This window comes from Algoriphagus kandeliae (genome assembly GCF_004571135.1).
Classification (GTDB): domain Bacteria; phylum Bacteroidota; class Bacteroidia; order Cytophagales; family Cyclobacteriaceae; genus Algoriphagus; species Algoriphagus kandeliae.
On the sequence record NZ_SPSB01000001.1, the window covers coordinates 793614 to 815412 of the forward strand.

21 protein-coding genes are annotated in these 21799 nt (G+C 39.4%); 13 read left to right on the forward strand and 8 right to left on the reverse strand.

What is annotated here, in order from left to right:
- Positions 1 to 2163: a xanthine dehydrogenase family protein molybdopterin-binding subunit gene (locus tag E4S40_RS03370; protein ID WP_135070821.1), complete on the reverse strand. Its 2163-nt coding sequence runs from the start codon at positions 2161 to 2163 to the stop codon at positions 1 to 3.
- Between the two features lie 2 nt (positions 2164 to 2165).
- Positions 2166 to 2624 carry a (2Fe-2S)-binding protein gene (locus E4S40_RS03375; RefSeq protein ID WP_135070823.1) on the reverse strand — a complete coding sequence of 153 codons (459 nt, stop codon included), beginning with the start codon at positions 2622 to 2624 and terminating at the stop codon, positions 2166 to 2168.
- Positions 2625 to 2833: 209 nt separating this feature from the next.
- On the opposite strand from E4S40_RS03375, the gene E4S40_RS03380 reads away from it, so the two are divergent.
- The 4 genes from E4S40_RS03380 (at position 2834) to hrpB (ending at position 8425) form a co-directional block, all read left to right on the forward strand.
- Positions 2834 to 3949 carry an MBL fold metallo-hydrolase gene (locus E4S40_RS03380; protein ID WP_237563118.1) on the forward strand — a complete coding sequence of 372 codons (1116 nt, stop codon included), beginning with the start codon at positions 2834 to 2836 and terminating at the stop codon, positions 3947 to 3949.
- A gap of 147 nt (positions 3950 to 4096) precedes the next feature.
- Entirely contained in the window at positions 4097 to 5245 is a 1149-nt protein-coding gene (locus tag E4S40_RS03385) for a Gfo/Idh/MocA family protein (RefSeq protein ID WP_135070825.1), read from the forward strand.
- Positions 5246 to 5359: 114 nt separating this feature from the next.
- Positions 5360 to 5872, forward strand: coding sequence for a DUF2911 domain-containing protein (locus tag E4S40_RS03390; protein WP_135071577.1), 513 nt, complete (start codon positions 5360 to 5362; stop codon positions 5870 to 5872).
- 63 nt (positions 5873 to 5935) lie between these two features.
- Positions 5936 to 8425, forward strand: coding sequence for an ATP-dependent helicase HrpB (hrpB, locus tag E4S40_RS03395; RefSeq protein WP_135070827.1), 2490 nt, complete (start codon positions 5936 to 5938; stop codon positions 8423 to 8425).
- Here the strand turns inward: hrpB and E4S40_RS03400 are convergent.
- Complete coding sequence (locus tag E4S40_RS03400) at positions 8422 to 9045, reverse strand: hypothetical protein (RefSeq protein WP_135070829.1); 624 nt, start codon at positions 9043 to 9045, stop codon at positions 8422 to 8424. The genes hrpB and E4S40_RS03400 overlap by 4 nt on opposite strands.
- 41 nt (positions 9046 to 9086) lie before the next feature.
- Positions 9087 to 9608 carry a HEAT repeat domain-containing protein gene (locus tag E4S40_RS03405; protein ID WP_135070832.1) on the reverse strand — a complete coding sequence of 174 codons (522 nt, stop codon included), beginning with the start codon at positions 9606 to 9608 and terminating at the stop codon, positions 9087 to 9089.
- Between the two features lie 47 nt (positions 9609 to 9655).
- On the opposite strand from E4S40_RS03405, the gene E4S40_RS03410 reads away from it, so the two are divergent.
- Positions 9656 to 10360 carry a hypothetical protein gene (locus E4S40_RS03410; RefSeq protein WP_135070835.1) on the forward strand — a complete coding sequence of 235 codons (705 nt, stop codon included), beginning with the start codon at positions 9656 to 9658 and terminating at the stop codon, positions 10358 to 10360.
- Positions 10361 to 10414: 54 nt separating this feature from the next.
- On the opposite strand, the gene E4S40_RS03415 is transcribed toward E4S40_RS03410, so the two are convergent.
- From E4S40_RS03415 to E4S40_RS03425, 3 genes are all read right to left on the reverse strand, one after another.
- Complete coding sequence (locus E4S40_RS03415) at positions 10415 to 10804, reverse strand: TM2 domain-containing protein (RefSeq protein WP_135070838.1); 390 nt, start codon at positions 10802 to 10804, stop codon at positions 10415 to 10417.
- Complete coding sequence (locus E4S40_RS03420) at positions 10797 to 11102, reverse strand: DUF2752 domain-containing protein (RefSeq protein WP_135070841.1); 306 nt, start codon at positions 11100 to 11102, stop codon at positions 10797 to 10799. The genes E4S40_RS03415 and E4S40_RS03420 overlap by 8 nt, the downstream gene beginning before the upstream one ends.
- A 109-nt stretch (positions 11103 to 11211) precedes the next feature.
- Positions 11212 to 12294: an oxygenase MpaB family protein gene (locus E4S40_RS03425; protein WP_135070844.1), complete on the reverse strand. Its 1083-nt coding sequence runs from the start codon at positions 12292 to 12294 to the stop codon at positions 11212 to 11214.
- A 49-nt stretch (positions 12295 to 12343) separates the two neighbouring features.
- Here E4S40_RS03425 and E4S40_RS03430 point away from each other — a divergent pair, with 49 nt between their 5' ends.
- Together E4S40_RS03430 and E4S40_RS03435 are read left to right on the forward strand one after the other, a co-directional pair.
- On the forward strand, positions 12344 to 13243 hold the full coding sequence (locus E4S40_RS03430) for a TolB family protein (RefSeq protein ID WP_135070847.1): 900 nt from the start codon (positions 12344 to 12346) through the stop codon (positions 13241 to 13243).
- A 6-nt stretch (positions 13244 to 13249) separates the two neighbouring features.
- The gene (locus E4S40_RS03435) at positions 13250 to 14167 is read left to right on the forward strand and encodes an SMP-30/gluconolactonase/LRE family protein (RefSeq protein WP_135070850.1); all 918 of its coding nucleotides are present in this window, start codon (positions 13250 to 13252) and stop codon (positions 14165 to 14167) included.
- Between the two features lie 53 nt (positions 14168 to 14220).
- Here E4S40_RS03435 and E4S40_RS03440 read toward each other — a convergent pair whose 3' ends face one another.
- Positions 14221 to 14931 (reverse strand): DsbA family oxidoreductase, encoded by a 711-nt coding sequence (locus E4S40_RS03440; RefSeq protein WP_135070853.1) that lies wholly within the window; start codon positions 14929 to 14931, stop codon positions 14221 to 14223.
- A 223-nt stretch (positions 14932 to 15154) separates the two neighbouring features.
- Here E4S40_RS03440 and E4S40_RS03445 point away from each other — a divergent pair, with 223 nt between their 5' ends.
- The 6 genes from E4S40_RS03445 (at position 15155) to E4S40_RS03470 (ending at position 21786) form a co-directional block, all read left to right on the forward strand.
- Complete coding sequence (locus E4S40_RS03445) at positions 15155 to 16408, forward strand: aminotransferase class V-fold PLP-dependent enzyme (RefSeq protein WP_135070856.1); 1254 nt, start codon at positions 15155 to 15157, stop codon at positions 16406 to 16408.
- A gap of 373 nt (positions 16409 to 16781) precedes the next feature.
- Positions 16782 to 17465: a GNAT family N-acetyltransferase gene (locus E4S40_RS03450; protein WP_135070859.1), complete on the forward strand. Its 684-nt coding sequence runs from the start codon at positions 16782 to 16784 to the stop codon at positions 17463 to 17465.
- Between the two features lie 17 nt (positions 17466 to 17482).
- Complete coding sequence (locus E4S40_RS03455; protein ID WP_135070862.1) at positions 17483 to 18673, forward strand: argininosuccinate synthase; 1191 nt, start codon at positions 17483 to 17485, stop codon at positions 18671 to 18673.
- The gene (gene argC, locus E4S40_RS03460) at positions 18666 to 19634 is read left to right on the forward strand and encodes an N-acetyl-gamma-glutamyl-phosphate reductase (protein ID WP_135070865.1); all 969 of its coding nucleotides are present in this window, start codon (positions 18666 to 18668) and stop codon (positions 19632 to 19634) included. Before E4S40_RS03455 ends, argC begins: the two co-directional genes overlap by 8 nt.
- Before the next feature lie 61 nt (positions 19635 to 19695).
- Complete coding sequence (locus tag E4S40_RS03465) at positions 19696 to 20826, forward strand: aspartate aminotransferase family protein (protein WP_135070868.1); 1131 nt, start codon at positions 19696 to 19698, stop codon at positions 20824 to 20826.
- A 15-nt stretch (positions 20827 to 20841) separates the two neighbouring features.
- Positions 20842 to 21786 carry a Rossmann-fold NAD(P)-binding domain-containing protein gene (locus E4S40_RS03470; protein WP_135070870.1) on the forward strand — a complete coding sequence of 315 codons (945 nt, stop codon included), beginning with the start codon at positions 20842 to 20844 and terminating at the stop codon, positions 21784 to 21786.
- Positions 21787 to 21799 lie beyond the last annotated feature (13 nt).

Here is a 21799-nt window from a genome sequence, read left to right on the forward strand (position 1 = left end):
TTAGGATCTTCTTATTTCAAGTTTGATGTCTGAAAACTCCTTCTGCTCTATGAAAGGCTGACTTCGAAGCCTTCTTCCTGTCGCAGCGAAAATTGCATTAGCAATAGCGCCACCGGTTGGCGGAAGCGCAGGTTCTCCCAAACCTGTAGGATCATAGCCTGAATCAATGAAATGTGTGTCAATTTCAGGAACTTCCTTCAAGCGAATCAATCTGTAGGAATCATAATTCCGTTGCTTAGGCACACCATTTTCAAAGGTCAAATTAGTGTACATGGCATGACCCATACCATCGACAATTCCACCTCTTACTTGGTGATTGGCACCAGTTGGATTGACTACCATTCCACAGTCTGTTACAGCCGTGATTTTCTTCAAAGTTGGAGTCCCCCCTTGCATTTCGATATCTGCAACTTGAGCTACATAAGAACGGTGGGAGAAATAAACACTAAAGCCTTGTTTGATATTTGGATTTTTACCCCAATTACCCTTTTCAGCAGCAGTTTTAACAACTCCAATCATCCGATCGACATCATAGCCAAGCTGCCCAACAGGATTGTTTTTAGCTCGATCTAACAATTCTAATCTAAAAGCCACTGGATCTTTACCTGCTTCTAAAGCCACCTCATCAAGGAAGCTTTGCTCTGCATATGCCAAGAAATTAGTGATTGGAGCTCTCCAAGCATTCGTGGTAATACTTGATTCATAATTGACTGTTTCAATCAAAAGATTATCAACAGCACCGGATGGGAAATTGTGCTCTCGTGTAGTATTTCCGGCATTCATACCTACTCCACGAAGCTTATAACCAATCATTCTACCATTTTCATCCAAAGCTGCTTCAAATCGATAACGAACAGCCGGTCGGTAAGCACCGCCAGTCAATTCATCTTCCCTACTCCAAGTTACCTTAACTGGTGCATTGATTGCTTTTGAAATATGAACAGCTTCTTCCACATAATCAGCGCGAAGCCTTCTACCGAATCCACCACCCAAACGAGTGATTTCTACAGTAACATTTTCTGCAGGAATTCCCAGTATGGAAGCTGCAGTTTGTCTAGCTCGATCAGGAGTCTGAGTTGGTCCGATCAATTCACAACGGTCTCCTTGTACATGGGCAAAGAAATTTTCGGGCTCCATAGGTGAATGAGCCAAGAAAGGACATTGATATTCAGCTGAAACGATCTTAGAGGCCTTTTGAAATGCAGATTTTATATCTCCGTCTTGCCGTTTCACTTCGGATTTTCCATTGGCCATAAGCTCTTGGAAAATTCTATCATGGTCTGCAGAGCTTTCAACAGTGCTTTCAGCTTCATATTCGATTTTTAAAAGCTTTTTAGCTTTCATCAATGGCCAAGTAGAATTTCCAACTACAGCGACTGAATTTCCAAACTGAACAACATCACTGACTCCTGAAACAGCCCGAGCTGCACCATCATCAATGGATTTGATTTTCATTCCGAAAGGAGCTCGTTGCACCATGGCATGCATCATTCCCTCTCGATAAAAGTCAAGCCCAAATAGTGGCTTTCCAGTATAAATTTCATCAGCATCCACATTCTTTACTGGAGTACCAATGATTTTAAAGTCCTTTTTATCCTTAAGTTGAACATCTTCTGGAGCCTCCATTTGCGCAGCTTCAGCTACAAATTCTCCAAAATGTCCGGACTTTCCGGAACCTTTATGGGAGATGATTCCATTTTCAACTGTAATTTCTACTGCTGGAACATTCCACATTTTAGCAGCAGCTGCTACCAAGACATATTTGGCAGTAGCACCTGCTTTTCGAAGTCTTTCCCAGCTATGAGGCATTGCTCCTGATCCACCTGTCAATTGACGGTCGTATTTTTCTGTATCCAAATTGGCTTGAATAACACGCACCTTTTCCCAGTCAGCATCTAATTCTTCTGCTACGACCATCGGGAAAGAGGTTTTAATATTTTGCCCTAATTCTGGATTAGGAGAATAAATCACGACATCTCCACTTGGGGAAATGGACAAGTAGGCATTAAAGGGCTTTGCTTGGGCAAGTACTTCTTCGGTACTCAACACTTCAACTTTTGGCGAGTCGCAACTAAACCAGTTGAATCCGATGAACAATCCACCAGCTGTGGTGCCGGCTATCTTGAGGAAATCTCTTCTACTTTCTCTGGTGATAGTTTTCATAATTACTTGTTTTTAGCAGCTAAAGCCACAGCTTCCCGAATTTTGTGATAAGTACCGCAACGACAAATATTCCTATTCATAGCATTGTCTATTTCTTCCATGCTCGGATTAGGATTTTGCTTCAAAAAGGCAGCCGCTTGCATGATTTGGCCACCTTGACAATAGCCACACTGGGCAACGTCGACTTCCTTCCAGGCTTGCTGCACGGGATGATCGCCGTTTTCTGAAAGTCCTTCAATGGTGGTGACTTCTGAATTACCTACACTGGAGATTGGAGTTACGCAAGAAAAAGTTGGGTTTCCGTTGATATGGACCGTACATGCACCGCACTGAGCGATTCCGCATGAAAATTTGGTTCCAACCAAACCCAAATGATCTCGAAGAACCCATAGTAAAGGAGTATCATCCTCGACCTCTACTTGGAAACTCTTTCCGTTTACTTTAAGATTGAAACTAGCCATGGTTATTTTTTTTAGGTAAGTTACAAAAAATCAAGCCTATGAAAATGCCATTGGTGGAATTCTAAAATGAAATTTCTATGAAATTCAGATTCCACTTAGCGAAACTTTCCTTTTTCCATTCAAAAAAATAAACCTTCTGGATTTATTTTCGAATAAAATTGTTTGACTTGAAAATCCTAAAACTACACTTCTCAAAACAGTTCCCTTAAGTGATTCGAAACCTTCTATTTATTCCTTTGGGCTTGATTGTTTTTCTGGTATTATCCATAGGATTGTTTGTCAATATAAGTCCTCAATTTGGAAGCAACCCAAGTAAAGAAAAGCAAGCAGTCTTTAAGAAACTCCCTCATTATTCTGATGGTAAGTTTCAAAACCTGATTCCAACGGAAATGAGTATGGATTTCGGCAAAAGTCTCCGGCTCCTACCAGAATTTTTCAAAGATGATCCAAGCCGCCAACCGGATTTTGAATTACCCATTAAAAAAGTGGATTCTCTCGAATTGGTAAAATCGCCCGTCAATAAATTGATTTGGTTTGGGCATTCAGCTTTTTTATTGCAATTGGATGGGAAAAATATTTTGCTTGACCCCATGTTTGGAGATGTTCCTGCTCCTCATCCTTGGTTAGGGAATGAGCGCTTTTTTGATGAATTACCCATTGAAATTGAGCAGCTACCCACCATCGATATGGTCCTATTTTCCCATGACCATTATGATCATTTGGATTATGAATCCGTCATTCGGTTAAAGTCAAAAACAAAAAGGTTTTTCGTACCTCTCGGTGTAGGATCTCATTTAGAATCTTGGGGAATTCCATCCGAAAATATTCAGGAAATGGACTGGTGGGATGAAACCAATTTTGAAAACATTCAATTGGCATTTGCACCAAGCAGACATTTTTCGGGAAGAGGACTGACCAATCGTTTTAGCACTTTGTGGGGTTCATGGGTGATAAAAGGAGAAAATGAAAATATTTACTTCAGTGGTGATGGAGGATATGGACCTCACTTTAAAGAAATTGGGGAAAAATACGGGCCATTTAATTTAGCATTACTTGAATGTGGCCAATACAATGAGAACTGGAAAGAGATTCATATGATGCCTGAGGAAACTGCTCAGGCGGGTGTAGATATAGGCGCCGAACAAATCATGCCCATTCATTGGGGAGCTTTCCGATTGGCTATGCATAGCTGGACCGAGCCGGTTGATCGATTATTAATAAAAGCAGATGAATTGGGAGTCAAAGTCCAAACCCCTTTGATTGGTGAATTTTTTGATATCCAAGGAGAAAAACTTTATGATCAAAAATGGTGGATTAAGCCCTGAATACGATTCTTTTCTAAATTTAATCAGGATTACCAATTCGATTTTATTCGAAAGAGAAAGGTAAAAATGGGATTTACGGATGCGCTATTTCTAAGCATTTTTTATAATTTGAACACTCAATCAAATAATTAAAAACCTACATAACCTATGTCTAAGAAAATCAATGCTGCTATAGTGGGAACAGGCTTTATTGGACCTGCTCATTTGGAAGCACTCCGAAGAATTCCAAACATCGAAGTAATCGGGCTAGTGGAAGTCACGCAGGAACTTGCCGATGAAAAAGCTAAGCTTCTTGGAATTCCGAAGGCCTATACCTTTGATGAAATGTTAAAAGATTCAGAGGTCGATGTAGTACATATTTGTACACCGAACTTTTTACATTATCCCCAAACCAAAGCAGCTCTTGAGGCTGGAAAGCATGTGATCTGTGAAAAACCACTTGCTGTAAAGATCGAAGAAGCTGAAGAGTTAGTTGCCATTGCAAAAGAAAAAGGATTGGTAAATGCAGTTCATTTCAACCTTCGCTATTATCCAATGATTCGTCAAATCAAAACCATGCGTGAAAAGGGTGAACTGGGAGATGTTTACAATGTAATGGGTTCCTATTTACAGGATTGGTTGTTTTTGAAAACAGATTACAACTGGCGCTTAGAGCCTGATAAATCAGGGGATTCAAGAGCAATTGCCGATATTGGATCTCACCTTTTGGATATAATTGAATATACAACAGGCTTGAAAATCACCGAGGTAATGGCAGACTTTTCAACAGTTCATAAAACTCGCTTGAAGCCATTAAAAGCCATTGAAACCTATTCTGGCAAAATGCTTACAATGGACGATTATGAGGAAGTTCCTATCAATACGGAGGATCATGCAACCGTGATGCTTCGATTTGATAATGGAGCAAAAGGTTCTATCACGGTTTCTCAAGTAAATGCCGGTCGAAAAAATCGATTAAACATTGAAATAGCAGGCTCCAAGTCCAATTATGAATTCAATTCAGAAAGACCGAATGAATTATGGATTGGAAAGCGGGAAACTGCCAATGGCCAATTGATGAAAGATCCTTCCCTTTTCCATGCAGAGGCTTCTGCTTTAATTAGCTTCCCAGGTGGTCATAATGAAGGATTCCCAGATACTTCCAAGCAAATGTTCAAGGAAGTATATGCTGCTGTAAAAGAAGGAAAGCAACCTGAAAAACCAAGTTTCCCGACTTTTGCGGATGGTCTTCGTGAACTAATTATCGGTGAGCGAATTATTGAAAGTAATAAAAAACAAGCCTGGGTGAAGGTCTAAAAATTCATAAGCGGAAAGTAAAGATTATTCACTTTCCGCTAACCTTTTTAGCCTAAATCCAGTTTTTAGAATTAATTAAGATTATTCCCTTTAACCCTCCTTAAAAAAATCATGATGAAATTTAAAAATCTTCTTTTTGCTGCCATTGCTCTTGGAGCATTTGTGTTTTCAGCTACTGCTCAGGAAAAAGCTAGTCCAGCCCGAACTGCTGAAGGTTCCGTTGGTGGAGCCAACATCACCATCAACTATTCCTCTCCTGCCGTAAAAGGCCGAATGATCTGGGGAGATTTAGTACCTCTTGGCGAAGTATGGAGAGCAGGTGCTAATGAAGCGACTACCTTCACTACCGACAAGGACATTATGATTGAAGGTCAGAAGCTTCCTGCAGGAACCTATTCCTTCTTCATCATTCCAGGTGAATATGAGTCAACTTTCATCTTCAATACTGAAGCTAAGCAGTGGGGAGCTTTTAATTATGATTCCTCTAAAGATGCACTTCGTGTAAATGTTCCATCTCAGCAAACATCTACCATGGAGGAGCGCTTGGTATACGAAGTAAAGCCTGATCGATTTGAGATTCGTTGGGAATACGGTAAAGCCGAAGCCAAAATCGCTTCCGCTCAATAATTTTAAATTCAATCGAAAGAAAGCCATCGGGAATCCTGATGGCTTTTTTAATTTTATGCCCAGATGAACAATTTTGATCCCCTGGCTTTTGACCTTCCTGTAGCTGAGATTATTCCTTCGGTTAAAAAGTCCCTAAAACAATCCAATTCATTAATTATTCAAGCCCCCCCCGGAGCAGGAAAAAGTACGCTTTTACCACTCGCTTTATTGGATGAACCTTGGTTAAACGAAAAGAAAATTATTCTCTTGGAGCCTCGACGTCTTGCAACCAAAAGCATTGCTCAGCGAATGGCTTCCATGTTGGGTGAGGAATTGGGTGAAACGGTCGGATATCGGATTCGGTTTGAATCTGCCATTTCAGACAAGACTCGTTTGGAGGTAATTACAGAAGGTATTCTCACCCGAATGCTTCACCAAGACAATGCCTTAGAAGATGTGGGCTTAGTTATTTTCGATGAGTTTCATGAGCGAAATCTATTTTCAGAAGTAGCATTGGCTCTCTCAAGGGAAGTACAAGATATTCTTCGCCCTGATTTGAGAATTCTAATCATGTCTGCAACCTTGGACGCACAGAAGTTGTCCGAAATGCTGAATGCAAATGTGATACAAAGTCAAGGAAAACAATATCCGGTAGAAATTCAGTATTTACAGGAAGCAGATGAATATGCTATTGGTGAAGATACTGCAAGGCAAGTAATTCCACTCACTAAAAAACATGAAGGTGATTTCTTAGTTTTTCTTCCCGGTCAAAATGAAATCAAAAAGGCGGGCGAAATTCTCAAACGTGCTTTGCCAGAGGATGTAATTGTTCCCCTTTATGGTCAACTCTCTTCTTCAGAACAGCAACGAGCCATTCTTCCTCATCCTTCAGGAAAGCGTAAAATCGTCCTTTCCACAGATATTGCTGAGACTTCCTTGACCATTGAAGGTATTCGAGTAGTGGTTGATTCAGGTTTTGCAAAATCCAATCGCTTCGATCCGAGATCCGGTTTATCCCGATTGGTTTTGCACCGCATCAGCAAAGATTCAGCTGATCAGCGAAGTGGACGTTCCGGAAGATTGACCTCGGGTCACTCCTATCGGCTTTGGTCTAAAGGGACTCAGTCCCAATTATTGGATTATAGAACTCCAGAGATTTTAGAAGCCGATTTAACCTCACTGGTTTTGGATATGAGAGTCTGGGGAAAAGATAATATCCAAGAAATGGTCTGGTTGACTCCTCCTCCTTCTGGAACCCTGGCACATTCTGAAAAATCTTTGGAAGAATTAGGAGCATTGGAAAATGGTCAAATAACTGAGCATGGAAAGGAAATTCACCAATTACCCCTACATCCAAGGATAGCCCATATGCTACTTTTTGCAAAAAAGGAAGGTCAATTGGCCTTAGCAACTGACATTGCAGCAATATTGGAGGAAAGAGATCCTTTACCACAAAATTCAGGAGTGGATATTAATCTGAGAATCGAAGCCCTTCGAAAATATAGAGAGCGTGGAGTTAGTATTGCGCGGATCAAAAAGATCGAAAAAGTAGCTGCTCAATACCGAAAAATGTTTGGAATCAAAGCTGAAAATCAAGCTGTGGATCCATGGCAAACAGGTCTACTTTTGGCTTTTGCCTATCCGGAACGAATTGCAGCCGCTCGCCCAGGAAACAATGCCCAGTTTCAATTGTCCAATGGAAAAATTGCCCAAATAAGTCATCGAGATGATTTAGCTCATGAGTCTTGGTTGGCCGTTGCTCATGTAGATGCACGTGAGGGTATGGGTAAAATTTGGCTTGCAGCACCTTTGAATCCCAAGGACCTTGCTCCTCTCCTAAAAATCAAAGAAGTCTTGATTTGGGACCGAAAAAAGGGTGGATTAATCGCTCATTCAGAAGTCCGAATTGGTGCCATTATTTTGGGAACAAGGCCCTTAAATCCCATTCCGAAGGAATTGGCAAAAAAAGCAATAATAGAAGCTATTGAAGATGATGGAGAACTTTTATTGGATTGGAACGAGGAGGTTATGCAGCTACTTTATCGTGTCCAATCTTTGAAGTCATGGAATTCAGATCAAAATTGGCCTGATTGGTCAGTGAAAAAATTATGCAAAAAAGCTTCAGAATGGCTCGATCCTTATTTGGGATCCATTTCTAAAAATGAGGATTTAAAAAAATTAAACCTTGTTCAAATATTAACGCATAGTTTGGATTTTGAGCATCAGCAGTTACTTATTGAGTTGGCACCTGATCGAATTGAGGTACCTTCAGGTAGTAAAATAAAGATTCAATATAGACCTGATGGTGAATTCCCCATCCTATCAGTGAGACTTCAGGAATTATTCGGATTGATAGATACACCACGGATTAATCATGGAAAAATTCCTCTAATTATTGAAATGCTTTCTCCAGGATTTAAGCCCGTACAAGTCACTCAGGATTTGAAAAGCTTTTGGTCAAATGGATATTTTGAAGTTAAGAAAGAATTGAAAAGACGATATCCAAAGCACTTTTGGCCAGATAATCCCCTTGAATCTGAAGCGGTTAGAGGCGTGAAGAAAAAGAAAGCTTAATCAGAAAGATTATCTAGGAAATGCAAAAGCTGTAAAAAGGAAGCAATCGTAAATGGAGTCATACCCTGCTTCTTGATTTCATCCAGATAGATTTTACGTAATACTGGATAGTCTTCCGGGTTGTACAATTTGGCAAGCGTAATTCCCCGGAAAGCATAATACACGAAATTTTGAGTGCTAAATGCACGTTCTTTCCGCTCAGCAAAAGCTTTTTCAAGGACTTGTGGGTTGATCATTTGATCCATCCAATGAAACCCATGGGATACAAAAAACTTTTCCGCTGTCATAATAGCTTCAGCAAGCTGGGAATCATTATCCAAAACAAAGCGAGCAGGTATTTCCTTTCCTATCTTATTTGCCTTCTGAATTAAAGTGATCGAACGTTGTGCATAATCGCTTAGGGTAGGTAAAAACCGATGAATGATCTCCTCTACCCGATCAATTCTAACCCCCAAATTATACTCTAAATAACTAGCTTCCGGGTATTCACTGTAATGGATAAAAATGACTTGTTTCCCCTGAGGGAAGTCTTTGAAAAAAATGAGATGGCTAGGATGAAAATCGAATCCAAATTCACCTAAAAACTGGCTATGAAGCTCAATAACATCTAACTCCCTCATACTTTTATTAAACTCCATTACAAACCAAATGTTGTAGGCCTTTAGGAAAATAATTCTTTCATTTCGAGCAACATAGGTTCAACTTCCATTCTTTTTATTGCAAGGCTATCAGCATCTTCAGGGTTGTTTAGATAATGATTCCAATGCTTTTCCGCCTTTCGAATGGTACGAGGAGAAATTTCAAATTCAACTTGGTCTAAATAATCCTTTGCCAAAGTTGAGGCCTTGAAGTTTCCAAAAAGATAAACTCTAAAAATATCCACAAAGCGTTGACTAAGGTCAAATTCTTCAAGAATCTGCACGAAAGCCCCTTGTTTTAATTTGTTTTTCCGATCGTAGATGACTTTAAAAATTGCATCTAATGATTCTTCATTCCAAGGAGTTTTGGAGAGAGCTCGGCAAGCTAAATATGCCTTTTCCCAATCCTCATCGGCAACCAATTCAATTAAGCGGTCTTTTACTTTTTCATCTGCTTTTTGTCCTAATTTATCCGCAAAATAGTAGGCCTCTGATTCTTCAGGATCCAGCATTTTTTGGAAAAGCTTTTCGATTTCCTCCTCCATTTTTTTCTTTTTATTTGCAAATATAGCCGATCGCATTGAGTCCTTCCATGAAAATCCCCAATTACCAAGTAATCCAATTTGACCAATGGTCTAATATCTTTGAAAAAGCCTTGGAGTTGGAAATAAACATGGATTATCTGCCTTCAAAACATCAGGTAGAATTAAGTTTAAATCACAAATGGCTAGCAAAGATTTTCCTTCCATGGGATTATCTATGGACAAATAATTCCTTTCAAAAAATAGATGACTTTCATTTAGTACTTGTAGCCATTAAAGCTGGGCAAGCATTTACAGGATATTTTCACAATCATGATCTAATTGACCACAAGGTTTTTAGAGCCTATATGGTGCGACAAAAACAAGGAAAGTCGCAAATCAAACATTTAAAAACCAAAGGTAAATCTAGAGCGGGTTCCCGAATTCGATTGGCAGAAACTGAGCGTTTTTTCTTAGAAATAAATGAGCGATTAAATTTTTATGCAGATCAATTTCCCATTACTCGTTGGGGAATTTCCTGTAGCAAAACCTTATGGCCCTATTTCTTTGATGCGGAATTGACACCACCATTTACTTCCAAACAGGAAAATTTGATTTCTATCCCATTTCATTATCAGCAGGCTTCTTTCGAAGAATTACAGAAGAGTTATCATTCATTAATCCAGTTTCATCTTTTGCTATCAGAAGATGGCAAAAGATACTTTGGGGAGGGATTGGATGGAAATGATGTTGAACTTGAAGACGATAATTGGTAAATAAAAAAACTCCAGGTTTCTGGAGTTTTTCGGTTAGTGGTTTAAGAACTTTTATCAAGCGTTAGAGCTATCGCTAGCCTCGTTGGCTGAAGGGAATTGATTGGATAGCATCGCAAGTGTTTCATGAGCCATTTTTATGTTGTACTCATAAGCCAGACTTTTATAATTCACCAAGTCCACAATGGTACCGATGAAACAAAGTCCGACTGTCAAGATATACAGGATACCTAAGCCAATCTGACCGAGAATAAATCGGTGAAGTCCGGCAAATCCAAAGAAGCCTAATAAGGTAAGTATTAGGATCATTTGAGCGTCTTTTCTTCTTGCTCGGTAGACTTGGGCAAAAAGGGACGCTTGCTCATCGTCCATGTTTTTCATCAAGCCCTGAATGTAGCCTAATTCCATTCCTTCTAGTTCGGGCAAGTGTCTCAATACATTAGCCATAATTGTGTGTTGCTTTAAGGTTGTTAATTAAATTCCAAATTCGAGAAAGAATCACCACATACGCCAAAGAAGCCAGTGGGTGCATGTCCCAGGATGCTTGAAACTCCCCTCTTGCGAGTAAGTTCATGGATCTTCCTAATCCACAGCCCGGACACCAATCGAATCCTAGATTTTCCAAAGGGCAAAGCGTGAAGTGTTGTGCTCCCCAAGGGTCAATCGTGAGAATCGCTAGGATGCTCCCAATCCAAAAGACAAGTTCCAGCGGAATCTTTTTAAGTCTATGGATGATTGCTTTCATGTCTTGGAATTATACGAAAAGGATGCCAGCACCTAAATTGCTGTTTTTTGGGCATTTTCAGGCAGTTTTTCTAAAAATATGCTAAATAAACGTACAAAAAACTGTCCGATTATGGACGATTGAAGACTGGGATTTGCAATTGAACCAGTTTTCCAAATTGCTCTTTCTGCTGGGATTCCATCATTTTTCGGATCTTTTGATAGGTCTTTTTGGGACCATAATTCTTCCAACCAGAAAATTTGAAAATCAAATCTACCAAGGAACCCGGTAAATTGATTTCATGAGAAATTTTTAAAACCTGAGCCACTTCTTTTCCCAAGAAAAATCCAAAAAGTGAATCAACTTGATTTCTTACGATAGAATCAGGGATATTTTGTTTGTAATACTCAGCGAGAGCAAAAATCAGTCTTTTACCCGCCTCAGTTTCCTTAAGGTGTCTTTTTCGAATCAATCGATCCAATTCAAAAGCCTCTTTGGGAGTTTCAGGCCAAAATTTCACATCTACTCCTAATAAAGCCCCAACCCACTTCCAATAGGACAAAACCAATTGAAAAGTTTGAGAATCTATTGAATAACCCATTTTAGTTAATCCTCGAAGCACAATCATGCTAAAAGCCAGATTTGTTCCAAGCATGTCTTCTTGGTTGATGGGAGCTCCAAACTTTACTTCCCAATCTTTGGAGTAAGTTGAAATAAAATAACGACTAAAGGCATGAATCAAACGGACTTTGGCACATGTCAAATAGGGACTTGTATCGCTGTAAAATCCTCCAGGTTTAAAAAGCTCCATCACAAAAAGGCCCGTTTCCGCCAATCGAATCCCAATTTCCTCGACAATTCGTTTTGAACGAACCAATACCTGAGCTCCATCTCCAAATGCATAGCAATAAGGCAAGGAATAAAATCCTAAAAGCCCCAAGTAGATATCTCCAGTTTGGCTAAAAAAATCTTGCCCCTTTTTCAACAGTTCAGAATCTGCCAATTCTGCTGCTTCTTTGAAAAAGGAAAAATACTCTTGTAAAACTTTTGGAAAATGTATTGGAAGCTGATCGGGGATTTGACTCCAGGAATTGATTTCTTGTGCTAATTCTGGATTTTCAATCAGTGAAATAACAGCCAAATCTGCCAAGGGATCTTGCCTCATTCGGAGTTGATCCAATTCTTCCTGATTGTAAAGCTTCAATTTTTCCACAGCATTCTAACCTTGATTTTGTAATTTGGTTCTGAAATTCACTTCATCTATGCGAAAGTTTATTTTCCTAGCCTGCGTTTTTCTTGCAATATCATTCACAAGCTCATTTGCTCAAACTGCCTTTGACCTAGTTGTAGTAAAAACAGAAGGGAAAGGAAAAAATCTAAAAATCGTTCCTGGTTCAGAGAGGCTGCTTACTGACAGAGACGCCTACGATAATCAGCCAAGCTTCATTAACGAATATCAGATGGTATTTTCTGCCGCAGATGAAGATGGAAACCATGACATTATCGTCTACAATTTTGAAAGCGAGAAATTCACAAATTTGACCAAAACAGCAGATCGAAGTGAATTTTCTCCATCCATTACAGAATGTGGACAATACATCGCTGCTGTAGTGATGGAATCAGATGGTACTCAGCGAATCTGGCTCTACCCTACCAATTTTGGTGAGCCTGAATTGTTGTATGACGATATCGAACCTGTCGGATATTATGATTGGTATGACAACAAAGCTGCTATGTTTATCCTAGGAGATCCCAATCAGCTTGTATATGCTCAATCGAGGGGCAATATTTTAATGCTGGATGAAAATATCGGGAGATCAATCAAACGAAGACCTCGAACCGATCAAATAACCTATCTTTCCCAAGATGGCCCCAAAGAATTTCCAGAGGGATCTGCTTTTGAATTGCGAGCCTATGATATGAAGGGGAAAAACAGATCTACTCTTGGTCTGGCTCTTCCGGGTTCAGGTGATTTCATTTGGCTGGATAAAAATACGCTTTTAATGGGGAGAGGAAACCAGGTTTTTTCTAGAAAATGGAATGAAAATACTTGGAATGAAATCGGAAAAATCTCTATTGATTCACACCAAAATATCACAAGAATGGCCTATAGCCCTGATTTGGATGTTTTGGTACTAGTAATGGAAAGAATAAATCAATAACATAGAATGAAGAACTATCAAACGTTCCTACTTGCTTTAGTAGGCTTATTTATGACCACCCGGCTTATGGCTCAGATAGAAGACAAAAAAGGAATAATTGAAAAAGGTGCTGAATTGGTAAAGGTTCAAGATGGCTTTTCATTTACTGAAGGACCTGCTGTTAGCCGAGTGGGTGACGTTTATTTTACTGACCAACCAAATAATCGGATTTTACATTGGAATGCTATTTCCGGTGAAATATCTGTCTTCAAAGAATATGCAGGAAGATCCAATGGGATGTATTTCAAATTGGATGGTACTTTGATTTCCTGTGCGGATGAAGAGAATCAATTGTGGGCAATTGATGCCAAAGGGAATGAAACTGTTTTGGTCAAAAATTTCAGAGGCAAAAAACTTAACGGACCGAATGATGTCTGGGTAAGACCGAAAGGTGGAATGTATTTTACTGATCCGCTTTATGTAAGGCCTTATTGGGAAGGCATTAGAGGAAATGAATTAGAACAAGACGGTGAACATGTGTATTTTCTTTCAGAAGATGGATCAGAATTTTTCAGGGTAGCCGAAGATTTGGTCAAGCCAAACGGCATTATCGGAACCCCTGATGGGAAATACCTATATGTAGCTGATATCGGAGATAGCAAAACTTATCGATATGAAATTCGAGAAGATGGCTATTTGATCAACAAGGAACTATTCTGTGAGATGGGTTCTGATGGAATGACGATTGATAATCGTGGAAATATTTATTTGACAGGAGATGGTGTGACAGTATTTAGTCCCAAAGGTGAAAAAATTGCCCACATTCCCGTCCCGGCTAAGTGGACTGCTAATGTCACCTTTGCAGCTTTGGATCGAAAAACCCTTTTTATCACAGCCATGGATGCTGTGTATACTATTAAAATGAAGGTAAGAGGCGTTTGGTAATCTTACATTTAATTTCTCCAAAAGAAAAAGCTCCATAATAGGAGCTTTTTCTATTAGCAATTCTCTCCATCAATATCACAGGAATTTTCGGATTCACCATTTTCAAAAGTTATTGGGGATTTCTCTTTTGAAAATTCCATCCAGGCTTTTTCTAGCGTTCCATCAAATACTTCATCTGGTTGTGCCCCTGAAATGCCGTACTTTCGATCAAATACAAAAAATGGCACTCCCCTAACCCCCAAGAGTCTGGACTCATAGATATCTTGATCTACTGCATCAGAAAAATCCTCAGAATGGACGAATTGATCCAAATCAGCTTGAGGGATACCAAGCTCTTTGCCTAGTGAAATCAGGGTTTCTGGATCATCAACATTCAGCCCTTCGGTGAAATAGGCTTGAAGTAAGCGTTCTTTCATTTCGCTACCTTTTCCAAGAGTTTTTGCCAATTGGAGCAATCGATGGGCATTTTTAGTGTTAGCAACTACCGCTTTTTCAAAATTAAATTGGAGTCCCTGTTCCTTAGCCATTTCAACCACATTTTGAGTGATTTGGCGAGTTTGTTCAATAGACCAGCCTTTTGATTTGGCTAAATGTTCTAAAGTTCCGATAGCTGGATTGGTTTTTTCATCTGGGTTAAGCTGAAAGCTTTTCCATTCGATTTCTACCTGATTTTTCATAGGAAATTTTTCCAGTGCCCGTTCTAATTTTCGTTTTCCGATATAACAAAAAGGACAAACTACATCCGACCAAATTTCGATTTTCATACACTTTTGATTTACTTAAGGGAGAAAACCCGTATCCAATAAAAGAGTTCCAACAATTTTGAAAACAAAGGAATGCCCATCATGTGCCATGGAAATCGATGCAAAGGCACCTATTTGCCCAATTTGTAAATATGAGTTTCCTAAGCGTTCTCCTTGGATTACTTGGTTGGCTATTCTCTTATTGATCGTTTGGATATTAACCTACATTCTCTGACCCTGCACCATGAAAAAACGAACATTCCTCAAGTCATTGGCTGGATTAGGCCTAGGATCCTTTGCTTCTTTTGAATCAAAAGCAAGTGCTTTTTCACTGGATAATTTGGATTTTGATGCTCCAGATTTGTGGGATCAGATTCGAAAAGGATATAAACTGAAACCGGATTACATCAATTTGGAGAATGGGTACTATTGCTTTTTGCCACAAGAAACACTGGAAAAATATATAGAACACATTCGCGAAGTAAATTACCAAGGTTCCTATTACATGCGGACTGTTCAGTGGGATAATAAGGCAAAATCTGCGGCGAAACTCGCCGAATTAGTGGATGCTGACCCCGAAGAAATTGCAATTACCCGAAATACTACTGAATCACTGGATTTGATAATTGCTGGTTTTCCCTGGAATCGTGGGGACGAAGCTATTATGTCCAATCAGGATTATGGAAGTATGCTTACCATGTTTGAGCTGGCTCACAGAAGGCATGGCGTCCATTTGAAAAAAATTGATATTCCCATGCACCCTCAATCCGATGAGGAAATAGTATCAGTATATGAGCAGGCCATTACCAGCAAGACACGACTAATTATGGTCCCTCATATAGTCAATATCACAGGCCATATTCTTCCGGTTCGAAAAATCTGCGATATGGCCCATAGTTATGGTGTTGAAGTGATGGTAGACGGAGCACATGCTGTTGGGCATTTTACTTTTTCAATGAAAGATCTGGACTGTGATTATTACGGTTCCAGTCTTCATAAATGGTTGAGTGTTCCACTTGGTGCGGGTCTTTTATTCGTAAAAAAAGGCAAAGCAGAAAAAATCAGACCCCTATTGGCACCATACCAGTTAGATAGACCGGGAATTTTAAATCTAAATCATACGGGAACCCATCCGGTAGCAACGGATTTAGCTGTGATTAACGCTATTGAGTTTCAGGAAAAAATCGGAGGAAAGCGAAAGGAAGATAGACTTCGGTATGTCCAAAGATACTGGTCCGATCAGGTAAGGGGGTTAAAAAACATTGATCTAAATACGCCAATTGAGCCACATCGATCTTGCGCCATCGCCAATGTGGGAATCTCGACCATGAAACCTGCTGAATTAGCAAAGCGATTAATGGATGATTACCAGATTTATACAGTAGCCATTGATGGCTCAGGTGTACGGGGCTGTAGAATCACACCAAATATTTACACAAGCACCGAGGAACTGGACAAGTTTGTAGAAGCTTTAAAAGAAATGTCAGGCAACGCTTAAAAAACAGCCAAATAATATTTTATAAATTTTCGATTTATAAAATTTATAGAGCATTTGAGTGCAAGATTTTCAATAAATCAGTTTAAAGGAAGAATTTTCTGAAAATTATTTTGGATAATCTTTCTGATCGTTACAACTTTACGGCATCAAATGAAAACCTTCATTAACATAGCGCAAATCGAAAACCTCCATAGAACATCTATGGTAGTTTCTGAGCCTGTTGTTAATTTTTCCCCAGTAAGGAGGCGAAGGTATTTTTTCAGGGTTTGACCCTATAGCTAGCATTATTTCCCTACGCGGGAAATCTTATATTACGCGTCCCCTTTTCTTTAATTAATTCCCCGCTGTCAAGCATTTAATTTCTCCAAAAATTATGGAAGAAATCACCTTTAAAATTCTGGTGGCTGACGCCAGCCACAAATCCTTTTCTCAGGAAATCACTGATGAAATGGCAAACTCTGCTAAAGCTAGAGGTACGGGTATTGCCAAGCGTAGCATCGAATACGTCGAAACCAAAATGGAGGAAGGTAAGGCTGTCATTGCTCTTACTGGAGATGGTCGATGGGCAGGATTTTGCTACATTGAAGCTTGGGGCCATGGAAAATATGTGGCAAACTCCGGTTTGATCGTTTCACCTGAGTTTCGAAAATATGGTTTGGCTCGAAAAATCAAACAGGAGATATTTAAACTCAGTCGAAGTAAATATCCGGATTCCAAGATTTTCGGTTTGACCACAGGTCCGGCTGTAATGAAAATCAACTCCGAGTTGGGTTATATCCCAGTTTCTTATGCTGACTTGACGGATGACAATGAATTCTGGAAAGGCTGTCAGAGCTGTGTCAATTATGAAATTTTGATGTCTAAAAACCGTCAAAACTGCCTTTGCACTGCTATGCTTTATGATCCCAATGCTCCTAAAAATAAGTTGGCGGAAATGGCATTGCGGAAAGATTTTAATAAACGAATCAAATTATTTGACCGCTGGGTAAGACTTAAGAAGTATGTTTTCTTGAAGCTATCCAATTCTAAGAAATCGGTCATGAGTATATTTATCTAATCAGAAAATCCTGAAAAATGAAAAAAGTTGTTTTAGCCTATAGTGGTGGATTGGATACTACCTTTTGTGCCCTGCACCTTTCCAAAGATTTAGGCTATGAAGTTCATGCTGTAATCGTAAATACAGGTGGCTTCTCAAAAGAGGAATTAAAAACGATTGAAGCCAGAGCCAATTCTTTGGGAATCGCCTCTTTTACTATTTTGGACGTAGTTCAAACCTATTACCAAGAAGTGATCAAATACTTGATTTTTGGTAATGTGCTAAAAAATGGGACCTATCCCCTGTCTGTATCTGCTGAACGAATTCTCCAAGCTAAATCGCTTGCAGATTATGCTAAATCCATTGGTGCAAAAGCAGTTGCGCATGGTTCAACTGGTGCCGGAAATGATCAGGTTCGATTTGATATGATTTTCCAGACTATCGTTCCAGATATTGAAATCATTACTCCGATTCGAGATTTGAAACTTTCCAGACAGGAAGAGATTGAATACTTGAAAAAACATGGAGTAAGCATGAACTTCGAAAAAGCAGCTTATTCCATCAATAAAGGTATATGGGGAACGTCAGTTGGAGGAAAAGAAACTTTGACTTCTTCAGATTATCTTCCGGAGGAAGCTTGGCCAACTCAAATCACTGAAAAAGAGCCTAAAAAGGTCTCTTTGACTTTTGTTCAAGGTGAATTGAAAGGTGTGAATGGAAAAAGCTTTGATAATCCTGTTGATGCTATTCAAACACTTCAGGAGATAGCAGCGCCTTATGGAATTGGTCGAGACATCCACGTTGGTGATACGATTATTGGTATCAAAGGAAGAGTTGGATTTGAGGCAGCTGCTCCACTAATTATCATTAAAGCACACCAATTATTGGAAAAGCATACGCTTACCAAATGGCAGCTTTTCTGGAAGAATCAAATGGCCGAATTTTATGGGAACTACTTGCATGAGGGACATTATTTGGATCCTGTTATGCGAAATTTGGAAGCATTCTTATCCTCTACACAGGAGTTTGTGAGTGGAGATGTATTCGTTCGTTTAGAAGAAAAACGATTTACCTTATTAGGAATCTCCTCTTCCCATGACTTGATGTCTTCTAAGTTTGGAAGCTATGGGGAAATGAACAAAGGATATACAGCAGAGGATGTTAAAGGCTTCACCCGAATCTTGGGTAATCAAACTGCTATTTTCCACCAAGTAAATCATCATGACTAATATCAAAACAGCAATCATCGGTGCTGCCGGATATACAGGTGGTGAGTTGATACGTTTATTGGTTCATCACCCTAACTGTGAATTGGTTTACATCCATTCTAATAGTCAAAATGGAAAACCCGTTACTACTGTTCATCCGGATTTGATTGGTGATTGTGATCTAATTTTCACGGACAGAGTTGAAACTGAAGGATTGGATGCGGTTTTCTTAGGTTTACCGCATGGCCAAACCAAAGCTTTTTTGGAGGAACATCCCTTTCCAGAATCGACTGTAATTATTGATTTATCTACAGACTTTAGAGATGAGTCAAATGGCTTTGTCTATGGTTTACCGGAAGTAAATAAATCGAAGATTAAGTCTTCCAAGAAAATTGCCAATCCAGGTTGTTTTGCTACTGGAATACAATTGGCCCTACTTCCGGCTATTGCTAAAGGTTGGGTGAAAGAAAATATTCATGTTTCTGGAATTACTGGTAGTACAGGTGCTGGGAAGAAATTAGCAGACACATCTCACTTCAGCTACCGAAATAATAATATCTCTGTTTACAAGCTATTTACGCATCAGCATCTCAAAGAGATCAAACAGACATTTGGACAAGTAAATGTCAGTTTTGATTCAGATCTTCTTTTCGTCCCCTACCGAGGTAATTTCACACGAGGAATCTGGATAACGGCCTATTTTCCTTTTGAAGGAAGTTTGGAGGAAGCAGAAAAAGCATACAAGGAATTTTATCAGGATTCGCCTTTTACCCATGTAACCTCTGAGGATTTGGATTTAAAGCAAGCGGTGAATACCAACAAATGCTTGATTCAAATTCAAAAAGAAGCAGGTCAATTGGTTGTTTATTCCGCAATTGATAATCTTCTAAAGGGTGCTTCGGGTCAAGCAGTTCAAAACTTCAATTTAGCTTTTGGTTTGGAAGAGAAAACCGGGTTGAATTTGAAAAGCATCGCTTTTTAAAGGAAATATTAAAAAAATCCATGCTGAGGTAAAAACCAAGCCTCACAAATCCTATTTGAAAATGAAACTATTTGATGTTTATCCCTTAATTCCTGTCACCATTGAAAAAGCTCAAGGCGCAAGACTATGGGATGATAAAGGTCAAGAATATTTGGATCTCTACGGGGGGCATGCTGTAATCTCAATTGGTCACACTCATCCGCATTTTGTAAAGCGTATAAAAGATCAATTGGATGCTATTGCTTTTTATTCGAATTCAGTTCGAATCCCAATTCAAAAAGCTTATGCCAGCAAATTAGGGGAACTTTCGGGTCTTCCTGACTATCAATTGTTCCTTTGTAATTCCGGAGCAGAGGCCAATGAGAATGCAATCAAATTAGCTTCCTTCGCGACAGGAAAACCTGGAATGATTGCTTTTAGTGGATCATTTCATGGAAGAACTTCAGGAGCCGTTGCATTGACTGATAATCCCAAAATCGTAGCACCATGTAATGCTCGGGAGGATTTTTATATACTGCCTTTCGGAGATTTAGTGGCTGTCGAAAAAACTCTGAAAAATAATTCAATTGGAGGAGTCATTATAGAAGGTATTCAGGGAGTTGGAGGAATTCAAGTTCCGGATGCTGAATTTCTTTTAGGACTATCCAAACTTTGCAAAACGTATGGAGCAAAATTGATTTTGGACGAGGTTCAATCTGGTTTTGGCCGAACAGGAAAATTCTTCGCTTTCCAATGGGCTGAGGGTTTACAACCGGATTTAATATCCATGGCAAAAGGAATGGGAAATGGATTCCCAATTGGCGGGCTCTTAATTTCGCCTGATTTTGAAGCAAGCTATGGGCTACTTGGGACTACTTTTGGTGGAAATCATCTAGCCTGCGCAGCGGGATTAGCTGTTTTGGAAGTTTTAGAATCTGAAGAGCTTCAGAAAAATGCTCAAAAGTTAGGAGATCGATTGATAGAGGAGTTAAAATCCATCCCACATATCACTGAGGTCCGAGGAAAGGGCTTAATGATAGGAATAGATCTAGACAGAGAAGCGGGATCAATCCGTTCTGAACTAGTTTCCAAATACAAAATTTTCACTGGATCAGCCTCAAAAAAAGAAACGATTCGACTACTTCCACCCTTGTCAGTTGAATGGAATCAATTAAATTCGTTTATAAGCGCTTTGAAAGCATTATTGGCCTAAACGGCTAATCATACGATGAAACAATTCACACAATTTGAATCCCGGGATTTAGGACAGGAATTAATTGACCTTGGACTTGAGTACAAATTCAATCCACGATTGGATATTCAAAAAGGCCAAGGAAAAAGAATTGGTTGTATATTTTTAAACCCATCGCTAAGAACTCGAGTAAGCACTCAAATAGCTGCTCAAAATTTAGGAATGGAAGCCATTGTCCTCAATATGGACAAAGAAGGATGGGCATTAGAAATGCAGGACGGAGCCATCATGAACAAGGGTACAGTGGAGCATATCAAAGATGCAGCTGGCGTTTTGGGAAGTTTTTTTGATGTTCTTGCAGTTCGGGCTTTCCCTACTTTGACCCAAAAGCAGGAGGATTTGAGTGACTTTGTGATTAATCAATTCATCAAGTACGCAGGTATTCCAGTAGTTAGTTTGGAATCAGCTATTAGACATCCTTTGCAGAGCTTGGCAGATATGATTACCATGCAGGAATACCAAGTGGAAAATCGAAGACCGAAAGTTGTTTTGACTTGGGCACCTCATATTAAAGCTATCCCCCATGCTGTTGCCAATAGCTTTGCAGAATGGTCTTTAGGAATGGGGTATGACCTGACTATAACCCATCCAGAAGGATATGAATTGGATGAGAGTTTTACAAAAGGAGCTACGTTAGAATACGATCAAAGTAAAGCCCTTGAAGATGCTGATTTTGTGTATGTTAAAAACTGGTCATCTTTTCAAGACTATGGTAAAATCCATAGCACAGATCCAAGTTGGATGCTAACGCAAAAACACTTAGAAAGTGCTCCTAATGCTAAAGTGATGCATTGTCTCCCTGTTAGGAGAAACTTAGAATTATCAGATGAGATTTTGGACAGCGATAGATCTTTAGTACAGGTCCAGGCAAAAAATCGAATCTTCGCTGCTCAAGCTGTTTTGAGTAAAATTATTGAATAATCACCTAGGTCCC